Annotated in this window: 11 protein-coding genes; 6 read left to right on the forward strand and 5 right to left on the reverse strand. The window is 71.5% G+C overall.

The genetic code is table 11. From position 1 onward, the window contains the following. A partial coding sequence (locus tag Q0A33_RS09400) for a M18 family aminopeptidase (protein WP_291795415.1) occupies nucleotides 1-993 on the forward strand: 993 nt, incomplete at its 5' end. Nucleotides 994-1,099: 106 nt separating this feature from the next. Here Q0A33_RS09400 and trxA read toward each other — a convergent pair. The 3 genes from trxA to Q0A33_RS09415 form a co-directional block, all read right to left on the reverse strand. Next, nucleotides 1,100-1,546: a thioredoxin gene (gene trxA / locus Q0A33_RS09405; protein WP_291795418.1), complete on the reverse strand. Its 447-nt coding sequence runs from the start codon at nucleotides 1,544-1,546 to the stop codon at nucleotides 1,100-1,102. Nucleotides 1,547-1,619: 73 nt separating this feature from the next. Continuing rightward, a complete protein-coding gene (locus Q0A33_RS09410; RefSeq protein ID WP_291795421.1) occupies nucleotides 1,620-4,094 on the reverse strand; it encodes a DUF255 domain-containing protein in 2,475 nt (824 codons plus the stop codon). Nucleotides 4,095-4,225: 131 nt separating this feature from the next. After that, a complete protein-coding gene (locus tag Q0A33_RS09415; RefSeq protein ID WP_291795425.1) occupies nucleotides 4,226-4,708 on the reverse strand; it encodes an Lrp/AsnC family transcriptional regulator in 483 nt (160 codons plus the stop codon). 155 nt (nucleotides 4,709-4,863) lie between these two features. Here Q0A33_RS09415 and Q0A33_RS09420 point away from each other — a divergent pair, with 155 nt between their 5' ends. Then, nucleotides 4,864-6,297, forward strand: coding sequence for an APC family permease (locus Q0A33_RS09420; RefSeq protein WP_291795429.1), 1,434 nt, complete (start codon nucleotides 4,864-4,866; stop codon nucleotides 6,295-6,297). A gap of 45 nt (nucleotides 6,298-6,342) precedes the next feature. Continuing rightward, nucleotides 6,343-7,647, forward strand: a complete 1,305-nt coding sequence (kynU, locus tag Q0A33_RS09425) for a kynureninase (protein ID WP_291795432.1) — start codon at nucleotides 6,343-6,345, stop codon at nucleotides 7,645-7,647. A gap of 96 nt (nucleotides 7,648-7,743) precedes the next feature. On the opposite strand, the gene Q0A33_RS09430 is transcribed toward kynU, so the two are convergent. Further along, the gene (locus Q0A33_RS09430) at nucleotides 7,744-8,613 is read right to left on the reverse strand and encodes an ABC transporter permease (RefSeq protein WP_291795434.1); all 870 of its coding nucleotides are present in this window, start codon (nucleotides 8,611-8,613) and stop codon (nucleotides 7,744-7,746) included. Next, on the reverse strand, nucleotides 8,610-9,689 hold the full coding sequence (locus Q0A33_RS09435) for an ATP-binding cassette domain-containing protein (protein ID WP_291795436.1): 1,080 nt from the start codon (nucleotides 9,687-9,689) through the stop codon (nucleotides 8,610-8,612). The genes Q0A33_RS09430 and Q0A33_RS09435 overlap by 4 nt, the downstream gene beginning before the upstream one ends. A 126-nt stretch (nucleotides 9,690-9,815) precedes the next feature. Between Q0A33_RS09435 and Q0A33_RS09440 the strand changes: the two genes are divergently transcribed. The 3 genes from Q0A33_RS09440 to Q0A33_RS09450 all read left to right on the forward strand — a co-directional run bounded on the left by Q0A33_RS09440 (nucleotide 9,816) and on the right by Q0A33_RS09450 (nucleotide 12,846). Beyond that, nucleotides 9,816-10,628 carry a TetR/AcrR family transcriptional regulator gene (locus Q0A33_RS09440; RefSeq protein ID WP_291795438.1) on the forward strand — a complete coding sequence of 271 codons (813 nt, stop codon included), beginning with the start codon at nucleotides 9,816-9,818 and terminating at the stop codon, nucleotides 10,626-10,628. A gap of 200 nt (nucleotides 10,629-10,828) precedes the next feature. Further along, entirely contained in the window at nucleotides 10,829-11,746 is a 918-nt protein-coding gene (locus Q0A33_RS09445) for a type II CAAX endopeptidase family protein (RefSeq protein WP_291795439.1), read from the forward strand. A 74-nt stretch (nucleotides 11,747-11,820) separates the two neighbouring features. After that, entirely contained in the window at nucleotides 11,821-12,846 is a 1,026-nt protein-coding gene (locus Q0A33_RS09450) for a Dyp-type peroxidase (protein WP_291795442.1), read from the forward strand. The last annotated feature ends 13 nt before the right edge of the window (nucleotides 12,847-12,859 follow it).

The raw sequence follows: 12,859 nt of genomic DNA on the forward strand, positions 1-12,859 counted from the left end.
CGCGAGCTGTGCTTGGCCGGCCGCCTGGTGCTGTGCGACGGTTCGACGGTGCTGGCGCGCAACGGGCCCATCGCCCGCATCCCGCAGCTGGCGATATATCTGGTCGGCAAGGGCAATGAGGGGCTCACGCTGGACCGGCAGCGTCACACTCAGCCGGTGATCGGTCTGGCGGACATGGTGGGGCCGGCCGAGGCCGCGGGAGGCACTGCGACCACTGAGGGTGCTGAGGACGGTTGGGGCACGGACGGCGCGGAGCCGGCCTCCCTCGTCCTGCGGCTGCTCGCGGAGTCCGCAGAGGTCGCGGTCTCCGAGGTCGCCGCAGTGGAGGCCGTGACCTTCCCGGTGCAGGCGCCCGCGCTGTTCGGCGCGCACAGCGAGTTCCTCGCCTCACCGCGCCTGGACAACCTCTCCTCCGTGTGGGCGGGCACCAGCGCGCTCGAGGCCGCGTCCCCGCAGACGCTGGACTCCATCGCCGTGCTGGCCGCCTTCGACCACGAGGAGGTGGGCTCGGAGACCCGGTCCGGCGCCTCGGGCCCGTTCCTCGCAGACGTCCTCGAGCGGATCTCCCTGGCGCTGGGGGCCTCGCGTGAGGAGCACCTGCGTGCGCTGGCGGGGTCCGTCTGCCTGTCCTCGGACGCGGGCCATGCCGTGCATCCCAACTATCCGGGCCATCACGACCCTGTGGTCCGGCCGCGGCTGGGCGGCGGACCGCTGCTGAAGATCAACGCGCAGCAGCGCTACGCGACCGATGCGGTGGGCACGGCGGTGTGGGCACGCGCGTGCGAGGCCGCCGGGGTGGAGTACCAGGAGTTCGTCTCGAACAACACGGTGCCGTGCGGCTCCACCATCGGTCCGCTCACTGCGACGCGGCTGGGCATGACGACGGTGGACGTGGGACTGGCGCTGTGGTCGATGCATTCGGCACGGGAGATGTGCGCGATCGCGGACCTCACTGCGCTGAGGGACGCGGTGGAGGCCTTCTTCCACGGCTGACGCGGCGGGGCTGCGGTGCGCGGCCGAGGTGCGGACAGGTCGCGGCGGACTGCGGACTGCGGCGCCCGGCGATGAATGCGCCCTGCCTCCGAGGTGCGGCGCAGTCTCAGAGGTCTGAGGGAGAGGTTCCCGGCGTCCGGCCGGGCTCGCCGGCAGCGCCCGACTGCTCAGCGGCCTGCTCCTCGGCGAGCTTCTGCTTCTGTGCCTCGACCTGCTTGTGGACGTCCTCCATGTCGAGGCCGCGCACGCCGGTGATGAGCTCCTCCAGCTGCGGCGCGGCGAGCGCCCCCGCCTGCTGGAACACGCCCACGCCCTCGCGGAAGACCATGAGGGTGGGGATGGAGGAGATGCCGAAGGCGCCCGCGAGCTGCTGCTGGTCCTCCGTGTCGATCTTGCCGAACACGATGTCCTCGTGGGTGTCCGAGGCCTGTTCGAAGACGGGCGCGAAGTTGCGGCAGGGACCGCACCACTCCGCCCAGAAGTCCAGGATGACGATGTCGTTGTCCTGGATCGTCGACTGCAGGTTGTCAGTGGTGATGGTCGTAGTAGCCATACGGTCACGCTACGCGAGACACCGGGGTGCACGCACACCGCGCCGCACACCGGCGGCTGCGGCCGGGCACTGCTCAGCGCCTCCCCGGTTCCTCCGTCAGGTGCGGCTCCGCGAGGAGCAGCTCCGCCTCCGCCAGCATCCAGCCCACCGAACGGGCGGCCTGCTGGATCGCCGGGAGCGCGGAGAAGATCAGCAGACGGCGGAGGGAGGAGAGCTCTGCGGGGCTGGAGGCATCCCGCAGCCACTGCGAGGCGAGCCGCAGCGCCTCGACGAGGGCGGAGCGCCCCGAGGGCTGAGAGCTGTCCAGTGGGTCCGAGCCGCGGGCCGGCACGATCCCATCGCTCTCGCAGTCGAGCAGCACGGTGCGGACGCGGCCGTCCTCGGAACGCGCCGTCCGCACGAACGACAGCGCCTGCCGCAGCAGCCCCGGGATCGCAGCGGCAGCCCGGGCGCGGTCGCTCTCCCCGGCCGTTCGGGGCTCCGTGTCCTCACGCGCTTCGCCTCGGCCGGCCACCGTGAGGCACGCGGTGAGCATCCCCGCGACGTCCGCGAGCGTCGCCGCCCCTGGCCCGCGCGTCCCGTGAGTGCTGCTGCGGAGCAGCCGTGAGGGCGCGGAAGTCCCGCCGGCCGGGCGTGCGCCTCCGGCAGGACGCGCCTCCGCCGCGGACGCGGACCCGGGTCCCTCGACCGGCTCCCTGTCCGCTACCGGCCCTGCTTCCTCCCTCGCAGCCGATTCCGCGCGTGACGTCCCGCCGGCGGTCGGTTCCGAGGCCGCCGGTGCGCTGTTCACGGACAGCACCGCCGCGCACGCGCGCGCCGCAGCCTCCGTCCACGCGGGTTCGGCGAACTCCTCCCCGGCCTCGGCGAGCGCGGTGATCGCGAGTGCGTTCCACTCGCTCACCGTCTTCTCGTCGCGGGCGGGCCGGCGGCGTCCGGCACGACGGCGGGAGAGCTCGGCGCGCACCGCCTCGGCCGCGGGCGTCTCCCAGGGCGCAGGGCCTCCGTCCGCACCGACGCCGCTCCGTGCCCACTCACGGATCGCGGGCATCCCCACCGGGTGTGCACGCGCAGGGTCCGCGGCTTCCACGGACTCCAGCAGGGCGAACGGCGAACGGTGCGCGTCGCCCGTACCGCCCGGTTCCGCATCCGGCAGGTCCGCCTCCAGGTAGTACGCGCCCTCCGAATGCTCACCGCGGTCGTCGGGGGAGTCCGCGTCCAGGGCGGCGGCGAAGGCGCCGCTGGGCAACCGGAGTCCGGAGAGGAGGAACGCGGCGGTGTCACGCACCTCCCGAGCCGCGAGGCGCGTGTGCCGCGAATCCACGGACGGAGCCGCGCGGGGGCCCGCGTCCTCCTCCGTCTCCCGGTCCAGCGCAGCTTCCCGGCCGAACTCCGCGTCCCGGTCCAGCGCTGTCTCCCGGTCCAGCGCCGCCTCCGCGCGGTGCCAGGCGGTCGCCGCCCGCAGGTAGAGGGCGTTGTCGTAGAGCATCTTCTCGAAATGGGGGACGTGCCAGCGCGCATCCACGCTGTACCGTGCGATTCCGCCCTCGACGTGATCGCGCATGCCGCCCGAGGCCATCCCGACGAACGCCCGCCGCACCGCGTCCAGCAGTGCGCCGTCGCCACCGCCGTCCGCCTGCACGCCGCGCTCCGCGGTGCCCGGTCCGGCTGAGCCGCCGATGCCGCGGGCACGTGCCGCACCGCCGCTGCTCTCCGAGCCGCCGCTGCCCTCCGCACCGCCGCTGCTCTCCGAGCCGTCCGCCCCTGCCTCTGCGCTCACCCCGAGCACGCGCCCACGGTGGCGGAGCAGGTGGAGGAGACTCATGGACGGCGGGAACTTGGGTGCGGTGCCGAAGCCGCCGTGCGCGCGGTCCTCCGCGGCGAGCAGGGATTCGACCGCGGCGGTGAGGGAGTCGGGGTCCGGGAGGGGAGCCTCGGGAACGGCCGCCTCTCCGCCGTTCGCACCCACCGTGCGCTCGGGCAGCCCCACGTCGAGGGGCTGCATCCGCCCCAGCCGCTCCTGCAGCGACGCCGCGATCTCCTCCGCACGGTCGCGCTGCTCGTTCCAGGTGCGGGAGACGGCGGCGAGCACCTGTGAGAAGCTCGGCATGCCCTGGCGCGGTGCGGCGGGGAAGTAGGTGCCGGCGAAGAACGGCCGGCCCTGCGGCGTGGCGAAGGCCGTGAGCGGCCATCCGCCCTGCCCGCGCATTGCCAGCAGCGCGTCCATGAAGGCGGAGTCGACCCCCGGCAGCTCCTCCCTGTCCACCTTCACCGCCACCGCGGTCTCCCGCAGCCGCTGCGCGACGACGGGGTCCGCGAAGGACTCCGCCGCCATGACGTGGCACCAGTGGCACGTGGAGTAGCCGATGCTCACCATCACCGGCAGATCGCGTGCCGCCGCCTCCGCGAACGCCTCCGGACCCCACTGACGCCAGTCCACGGGATTGTCCGCATGCTGGAGCAGATAGGGACTGGTGGCGCCCCCGAGGCGGTTGTCGCCGGTCCTGTCGTCAGTGCTGCGGCTGTCGCCGTGGGAGCTGTGGGAGACCATGCTCCCACCGTCTCACCCCGAGCCCTCACGCACCAGGGGTCCCGTGCCCTGCGCCGGCGCAGGGCACCTCGGCCGCGCCCTCACGCACAGCACCCGGCCCTGCCCCGAGGCACGCGTCCGGCGGCCGGAACTCAGCTGCGGTGATGGCCGAAGACGAGGCTCGTCTGCGTATGGGCGATCGTCGGATCGGACAGATGCCGTTCGATGAAGCGGTGCAGCCCCGTCGGATGGTCGGTGGCGACATGGACGAGCAGGTCGCGGTCCCCGGAGATCTGATAGACCTCGAGGGTCTCCGGGACGCCGAGCAGACGCTCGATGACGGCTGCCAGCTGCGAGCGGCCCACCGGCGTCATCCGCACGGAGATCATCCCGAAGACGTGGAGGCCGAGCATCTCGTAGTCGATCTCCGCGCGGAACCCCCGCAGCACGCCCCGCTTCCGCAGGGCGTGCACACGTCCGGAGCAGGTCGACGGCGCCAGTCCCACCCGCGAGGCGAGCTCCTTGTTCGAGATGCGTGCGTCCGCGCTGAGCTCCCGGAGGAGGGCGAGATCCACCTCGGCAAGTCGGACATCCGCCGATTCGGGCCGGTGATTGTCGATCAAGCTCGAATTCATGACAGAGATTCCTCCCTGATTTCCCCACTTCTTCGGACCCATCCCAACATATCCGAATCATCTGCCACGATGTGGCAGACCCGACCGTTCGCCGGACGCCTCAGGGAAGAGGCCTGCAGAACCGGCGACCGGGGACGACGACTCCGGAGGCCCCCGTGGCAGTCAGCCTCAACCAGGACCAGCTCAAACGCACGATCGGCCTGCCCGGCGCCCTGGGCGTGACGATCAACCAGGTGATCGGCGGCGGCATCGTCTCCCTCACCAGAGTGGCCATCGGCATCACCGGCGGAGGCACGCCGTGGGCCTACATCATCGCGGTGATCACGATCATCCTCGTCTCGATCCCCTACGCCTCGATGGCCTCGGCCCTGCCGACGGTGGGCGGGACCTACACCTGGCCCGCGCGGGTCGTCCACCCGCGCCTCGGCTTCCTCAACATGTGGCTGGCGCTCATGCAGCAGTGCGCGCTCAGCCTCTACGGGCTCTCCGCCGGGATCTATCTGAACTCCCTCGCGGACTTCTTCGACCCGGTCGTCGTCGCAGTGGTCATCGTCAGCGTCTTCTACGTCGCGAACCTCATGGGAGCGGCTTTCTCCTCACGCGTGGGCGTCTGGCTCATGGTCCTCATGCTGCTGGGCTTCTCCGTCTTCATCATCGCCGGATTCGGCCACATCGAGTGGAACGCCTACCCCGAGCCGCTCCCGCACGGCTTCACCCAGCTGCTGTCCGCGGCCGCACTGCTCACCTTCGCCACCATGGGCAGCTTCGGCGTCGCGGAGCTCGGCCGGGAGATGAAGAACCCCGCACGCGACATCCCGCTGGCCATGATCGGCGGCACCCTCATCGTGGGCCTCCTCTACGTCCTCATCTCCATTCCCGCCGTGGGTGTCCTGCCCATCGCCGAGGTCTCAGGACAGCCGCTGTCCGTCGTCGCCGCGGAGATCATGCCCCACGGCTGGTGGGTCTTCTTCATCCTCGGCGGGGCGATGGTCGCGATCGTCTCCACACTCAACGCCCAGCTCCTCTGGGGCTCCAAGGGCCTGGTCGCGGCCACGGACGACGGCTGGCTCCCTGCGGCGTTCGGGAGGGTCAACGCCCGCTTCGGCACGCCCCACTGGATCCTCACCGCGCTCTTCGTGCTCGGCATCGCACCCGCACTGGCGGGACTCGACATCTCCGTCATCGGCACCGCCGCCTCGGCACTGGTGCAGGTCATGCTCATCGCCATCCTCCTGGTGTCGCTGCGCATGCGCTACGTCATGCCCGAGGTGCAGGCCCGCGCGCCGTTCACGATCCCGGCATGGCTGCACTGGACGCTGGCGGTGATCGGCACCGCCGTCAACCTCTACCAGATCGCCCTGCTCACGGCCGACTTCACTCCCGTGGTGTGGATCGCCCTCGCCGTCTGGCTGGCCGTCGGCGTCCTCATCACGGTGCTGCGCTACCCCGCCGTGGCCCGCATCCTCGCCGCCCGCGCGGCCGCAGCAGGGGCGGAGTCTGCCGGCAGGACGGCAGACCAGACCGCCGAGGCCGGTGCGGCACCGCCCTCACCTCGGCACACGTCCCCGCACCAGGCCCCGCCCCGGTGACAGCACCACGGACAGACTCACCCACCTCACCGAAAGGACTCATCCATGACGACCCCCAGCGACGGCCTCGGCGCCGGATCCCCCGCCCCGGTCCTCGACCGCGCGGCCTGTGTGCGGCTCGATGACGCAGACCCCCTCCGCAGCCTCCGCGACGAGTTCCTCCTGCCTCCGGGGACGATCTACCTCGACGGGAACTCGCTGGGCGCACGACCCACGGGTGCGGCCGAACGCGCGCAGGAGGTCATCACGGAGGAATGGGGCACCGGCCTCATCCGCTCGTGGAACGACGCCGGCTGGTTCGACCTGCCCGCGAAGCTCGGCGAGAAGGTCGCAGGGATCGTGGGCGGAGGCGCCGGCACCACGGTCGTCACCGACACGACCTCGATCAACCTCTTCAAGGTCGCGTCCGCTGCCTGCCGGATCCAGGCCGCGGACGCCCCGGAGCGCCGCGTCATCCTCACCCAGCGGGAGAACTTCCCCTCCGACATCTACATGCTCGAGGGGCTGGTGGAGCAGCTGGGCGACGGCTACGAGGTCCGTCTCGTCGACGACGCCGAGGTGGCCGCCGGATTCCCGAACGCGCTCACCGACGAGGTCGCGGTCGTCGTGCTCACCCACGTCAACTACCGCACGGGACGGCTCTTCGACATGGCGGAGACGACGGCGGCGATCCATGCCGGAGGAGCCCTGGCGATCTGGGACCTCTGCCATTCCGCCGGAGCCCTCGAGGTCGACCTCGCCGGGGCGGGCGCGGACATGGCGGTCGGCTGCACGTACAAGTTCCTCAACGGCGGCCCCGGCTCCCCCGCGTTCGTGTGGGTCTCCGAGGCGCTGCAGACACGGTTCTCCCAGCCGCTGTCCGGCTGGTGGGGCCACCGGCAGCCCTTCGAGATGGAGCCCAGCTACACCCCGGCGGACGGGATCCGCCGCTACCTCACCGGCACCCAGGGCATCCTCTCGATGTCCGTGGCGGAGGTGGGACTCGACGTCTTCGGCCGCGTCGACATGGCAGACGTGCGGGCGAAGTCCCTCGCGCTCTCCGATCTCTTCATCGAGCTCGTCGACGCGCGCCTGTCGCACCACCCCGTCGAGGTCGTCACTCCGCGGGAGCACGCCGCACGCGGTTCGCAGGTCTCGATCACCCACCCGGAGGGCTTCGCCGTGATGAGCGCACTCATCACACGCGGCATCATCGGCGACTACCGCGAACCCGAGGTGCTGCGCTTCGGCCTCACACCGCTCTACGTCGGCTACGCCGACGTCTGGGACACGGTCGAGGCCCTGCGCGAGATCCTCGACGACCGGCTCTGGGACGTCCCGCAGCACAAGGTCCGCGGGGCCGTCACCTGAGCCGGCGCGAGCCGGTCCGCGGCCGCTGAGGCCTGCCGCCGGACGCCGGGCCCTCCCGCGCGGGAGGGCCCGGCCTCAGCTCTCAGCTCTCAGCTCTCAGCTCTTGCGGTTGTAGATCACCATCGAGATCGGCCCGAAGACCACGACGAGCACCGCGCAGTACACGAGGACCATCGTGATCGAGCCCAGGTCGAACGTGCCGGCCATGAGCTCGCGGATGCAGCCCACCACCGTGGAGACCGGGTTGAACTCCGCGAACGCGCGGATGGGACCGGGCATCGTCTCCGTGGGCGCGAAGATGTTCGAGACGAACGTGAGCGGCATGAGGATGAACATCGACACGCCCATCGCCGCCTGCTCGGTGCGCATGAGCAGCGCCACCGCGGTCCACACCCAGGACAGGCAGAAGCTGAACACGAGCAGCAGGACGAACGCCGCCAGCACACCGGTGAGACCGCCCTCCGGCCGGAAACCCATGATGAACCCGACCACGAGGATGATCACGCCGGCGAGGGTGAACCGCACCTGATCCCCCAGCAGTGCGCCCACCAGCTGTGCGGGCCGCCACACCGGCAGCGAGCGGAAGCGGTCGAAGATGCCCTTGGAGATGTCGCGGTTGAGCGTGAGCCCGGTGTACATCGTGATCATCACGAGGGTCTGCGCGAAGACCCCGGGGATCAGCCACTGCACGTAGGCGCCCACGGCGTCGCCGCCCGCCTGCGCACCGGACACAGCCGAGCCGATGGAGCCGCCGAAGACGTAGGTCATCATCACCGTCATCATGATCGGGAAGACGGTGACGTCGAAGAGCTGCTCCGGGATGTGCTTGATCTTGAGCAACGCCCTCCACCCGTAGGTCAGCGAGGCGCTGAGGGGATTCGAGGGGCTCGGCCGGTCCTCGGGCCGCAGCAGCACTCCGCGGATCTCGGCGGGCGCTGCGGTCTCCCGGCTGGTCTGTGCGGTCATCGTCCCTCTCCTCCGTTCTCGTGTGCGGCCGCAGGGGAGGCCGCGCCCGAGGCGGTGGCCTCCTCGGCGTGTGCCGCAGGCTCCGTGCGCGCCCCGGGTTCCTCGCTCTCCTCCGGCTCAACGGGCCGCCCAGTGAGGGCGAGGAAGACCTCGTCGAGACTGGGCTGACCCAGTGCGAAGGTCTCGACCCCGATCCCCGCGTCCTCCAGCGCGCTCAGCACCGGCCCGGCGGTCTGCCCCTCGGCCAGGCGCGCCGTCAGCGCGGCCTCGTCGGCCTCGCGCACCGGTTCCGCGCCCAGGGCGGAGCCCATGATCGCCGCGGCCCGCTCACGGTCCGCGGGTTCCACGACGCGCACCTTGAGCGCCCCGGATCCCACCTGCGCCTTGAGCCTGCCGGGGGTGCCCTCCGCGATCACCCGCCCGTGGTCGATCACGGCGAGGCGATCGGCGAGCTGATCGGCCTCCTCCAGGTACTGGGTGGTGAGCAGCACCGTGGTGCCGCCGTCCACCAGCGTCCGGATGATGTCCCACACCTGGTTCCGGCTGCGGGGGTCGACACCGGTCGTCGGCTCGTCGAGGAAGATCAGCTCCGGGGTGACGAGCAGCGAGCCCGCGATGTCCAGCCGCCGTCGCATGCCGCCCGAATACTTCTTCACCTGCCTGCCCGCCGCGTCGCCGAGGTCGAACGCCTCCAGCAGGTCCGCCCCGCGCCGCCGTGCAGCGGCCGCGGAGAATCCCAGCAGCCGGCCGAGCAGCACGAGGTTCTCGATCCCGGTGAGGTCCTCGTCCAGTGAGGCGAACTGGCCGGTCAGCGCTATCCGCTCACGGATCGCGGCGGGTTGCGCGAACACGTCGCGTCCCAGCACCCGCGCCTCGCCCCCGTCCGGGCGGAGCAGCGTGGCGAGCATGCGTATCACCGTGGTCTTGCCGGCCCCGTTGGGCCCCAGGACGCCGTAGATGCCGCCGCGGGGGATCGCGAGGTCCACCCCGTCCACGGCGATGTTCTCCTTGAATCGTTTGACCAGTCCGTGCGTCTCCACGGCCAGTTCCGTGCCGGAGGCGCTGCGCGCGCTCATGAGGTGCCCTCTCGTTCTGTGTGCGGTCCCGTGCGGCGCACCCGTCCACCTTCTTGGTACACCGCACGCAGTAAAGGTAGCGTACGGTGTCCGCAGTAGGCAAGCACTTCTCCCACAGGAGCGGACGTGAACGAGGAGAACCCCCTGGCCCCCAGCCTGCGGCTGCTGTGGCACGGCCTGCCGGCGCCGGAGAAGGGCCCCCGCCCCCGGCTCTCCCTGCCGCAGATCGTGGACGCCGCCGTGGCACTCGCGGACGAGGGCGGGCTCGACGGGCTCTCCATGCGCACACTGGCCCGGGAGCTCGGGGTCGGCACGATGTCCCTGTACCGCTACGTGCCCTCCAAGACCGAGCTGCTCAACCTCATGCTGGACTCCGTCAGCGCCCCTGCGGCGGAGGACTCCGAGGCCGTCCACCGCGGCTGGCGCAGCGCCCTCGAGGCCGCGGCCCGCAGCACCCGCCGCATGTTCCTCCGCCACCCCTGGGTGCTCCAGGCCAGCTGGACGCGCCCCGTCATGGGCCCCAACAGCATGGCCGCCATGGACCTCCGCCTCTCCGGCCTGCACGGGCTGCCGCTCAGCGACCGGGAGAAGATGGGGGTCCTCTCCGCAGTGGACGCCTACGTCATGGGCCTCGTGCGGCAGGAGGTCCTGTGGCAGGGTGCCGCGGAGGAGAGCGGGATGACGGATGAGGAGTTCTGGCAGCACCAGGTCCCGTTCTTCACCGCCGCGATGGCCTCGGGCAGGTTCCCCGCCCTGACCCAGCTGGCGGACGACACGTTCGATGCCGGCTGGGAGGAGGACTTCGCCTTCGGACTCACGATGTTCCTGGACGGCGTCGAGCAGACGATAGTGCGGCGCCGGGGCGGGGGTGACCAGGAGCAGCGGGCCTGCATGAGCGGCCCGGACGAACCCATGGGCCGGCCGGGACGCATAGGGTGAGGAGCATGAGCACTCTGCCACCGGACCCACCCCCGGCTCCTCCTCCGCACAGTCCTCACCCGCCGCACGGCTCGGCTGCGCAGCCGAGCCCACCCGGACCGTTCGCAGCCCGCCCGCCGGCGGACCGCCTCACGCCTCCCCCCGGACTGCCCTGGTCCTCGAGCTATCGCACTCCGCACGCGCGCTGGTGGAAGGGCCTCGTGAGCATCGTGCTCGTCGTCGTGGCGGTGCTCGTGCTCTCCACCGTGTTCTCCCTCGTCGCCGTGCTCATCGACATGTTCGCGGCGACCGCACGCACGGGCACGGCGCCCGCCGCCCCGGGCGCCGTCGCCATGACCCCGCTCATGCTCCTGGCGACCAACCTCTCGCTCACTGCCGCGGCCGGGGTGGCGCTGCTGGCCCACCGCTTCATCTGCGGTCTGCGCGTGCCCTGGCTCCATTCCCTGCGTCCGGGGTTCCGGTTCCGCTGGTTCTGGATCGCCGCGGCCCTCGCCGGGCCCGTCTACCTCCTCTTCGCGGCCTCGAGCCTGCTCGACCCGGCCTACCAGGATCTGAGCCTCACGGGGAAGGCGCTGGCCTACCTCGTGATCATCGTCCTCACCACGCCCCTGCAGGCGGCCGCGGAGGAGTACATGTTCCGCGGCGTCGTCCAGCGCGCCGCGGGCGCCTGGGCACCCGGCCGCACCGCCGCACTCGCCGTCGGGACCCTGGTGAGCGCGGCACTCTTCTCCGCCGCCCACTTCGCGGCGGATCCCTGGCTCATCGCCTACTACTTCGCCTTCGGCGTGGGCCTCTCGCTCCTCGCCCACCTCACCGGCGGCGTGGAGGCCGGGATCGCGGTGCACACCGCCAACAACCTCTTCCTCCTCGTGCTCGCAGCAGCGGCCGGGGAGATGGACGCGGGCTTCGACCGGTCGGCGGGAACGGGCGGCCCCTTCATGCTCGTGCCGATCGTGCTGCTCGCACTCGTGATCGCCGCGCTCACCTGGCTGGGCCGGCGGCGCCGGCTGCAGACCCTCACTCCCGGCGGGCAGTGCGAGGACGCGAACCTGCCGGCGGGCACGCGAGGGGAGCAGCACGAGGGCCCGCCCGAGGCTCACCAAGGCTATCCACACTGAGAGCCGCCTGCCCTCCCTGGCGCAGCCCCGGACCACTGCCTAGACTGGAATCACTCAAAAGAAGGAGGACCCAGGTGGCAACCCAGAAGATCGTGACACCCCCGCCTCCTGCCTCGCTGTTCCTCGTCCTCACCCTCGCCCCCGGCGGCGAGGAGCGGGTGCGCGAGGTGCTCACGGGAGTCCCCGGCCTCACCCGCAGCGTGGGCTTCCGCTCGCCGGAGTCACAGCTCATCACCGTCGTCGGGATCGGGGCCGAGGCCTGGGGCCGACTCACCTCCGCACCCAGACCCGCCGGCCTCCACCCGTTCCCTGAGGTCAGGGGTGCCGTGCACACCGCACCCTCCACTCCCGGCGATCTGCTCCTGCACCTGCGGGCAGATCGGATGGACCTCTGCTTCGAGTTCGCCAGGCTCGCCCTGGACGCACTGGGCGACGCCGTCCGGGTCGAGGACGAGGTGCACGGCTTCCGGTACTTCGACCTCCGCGACCTGCTGGGCTTCGTGGACGGCACGGAGAATCCCGAGGACGAGGATGCGGAGACCGCGGTGCGGATCCCGGAGTCACCGGATCCCGCGCAGGCGCCCTACGCCGGCGGCAGCCACGTCCACGTGCAGAAGTACACGCACGACATGGAGGCGTGGAACGCGCTGCCCACCGAGGAGCAGGAACGGGCGATGGGCCGCACCAAGGCCGACGACGTGGAGCTCGACGACGCCGTGAAGCCGACGAACTCCCACGTGGCCCTCAACGACCTCGACGACCGTCCGGACGGCACTCCGCGTGAGATCTTCCGGCTGAACATGCCCTTCGGCTCGCTCGGCTCGCAGGAGTTCGGCACCTACTTCATCGGCTACTCCGGCGATCCGGCGGACACCGAGGAGATGCTGGAGAACATGTTCGTCGGGAAGCCGCCGGGCAACCACGACCGGATCCTCGACTTCTCCACCGCCGTCACCGGCTCGCAGTTCTTCGTCCCGCCGGTGGCGCTGCTGGAGGGGTTCACGGACCTGCCGCCGGCGGAGCGACCGCAGGGTGCGCCGGAGCAGACCGCTCCGCCGCAGGACGCACCGGCGATGCGGCCCCGCGGGCGGTCCCCGTAAGAGGACCCGGCAC

This window comes from Brevibacterium sp. (genome assembly GCF_022712115.1).
GTDB lineage: Bacteria > Actinomycetota > Actinomycetes > Actinomycetales > Brevibacteriaceae > Brevibacterium > Brevibacterium salitolerans.

Bases quoted from the DNA above. Each gene is read 5' to 3' on its own strand.
- trxA (WP_291795418.1), bottom strand. From the start codon at position 1,546: ATGGCTACTACGACCATCACCACTGACAACCTGCAGTCGACGATCCAG.
- Q0A33_RS09410 (WP_291795421.1), bottom strand. From the start codon at position 4,094: ATGGTCTCCCACAGCTCCCACGGCGACAGCCGCAGCACTGACGACAGG.
- Q0A33_RS09415 (WP_291795425.1), bottom strand. From the start codon at position 4,708: ATGAATTCGAGCTTGATCGACAATCACCGGCCCGAATCGGCGGATGTC.
- kynU (WP_291795432.1), top strand. From the start codon at position 6,343: ATGACGACCCCCAGCGACGGCCTCGGCGCCGGATCCCCCGCCCCGGTC.
- Q0A33_RS09430 (WP_291795434.1), bottom strand. From the start codon at position 8,613: ATGACCGCACAGACCAGCCGGGAGACCGCAGCGCCCGCCGAGATCCGC.
- Q0A33_RS09435 (WP_291795436.1), bottom strand. From the start codon at position 9,689: ATGAGCGCGCGCAGCGCCTCCGGCACGGAACTGGCCGTGGAGACGCAC.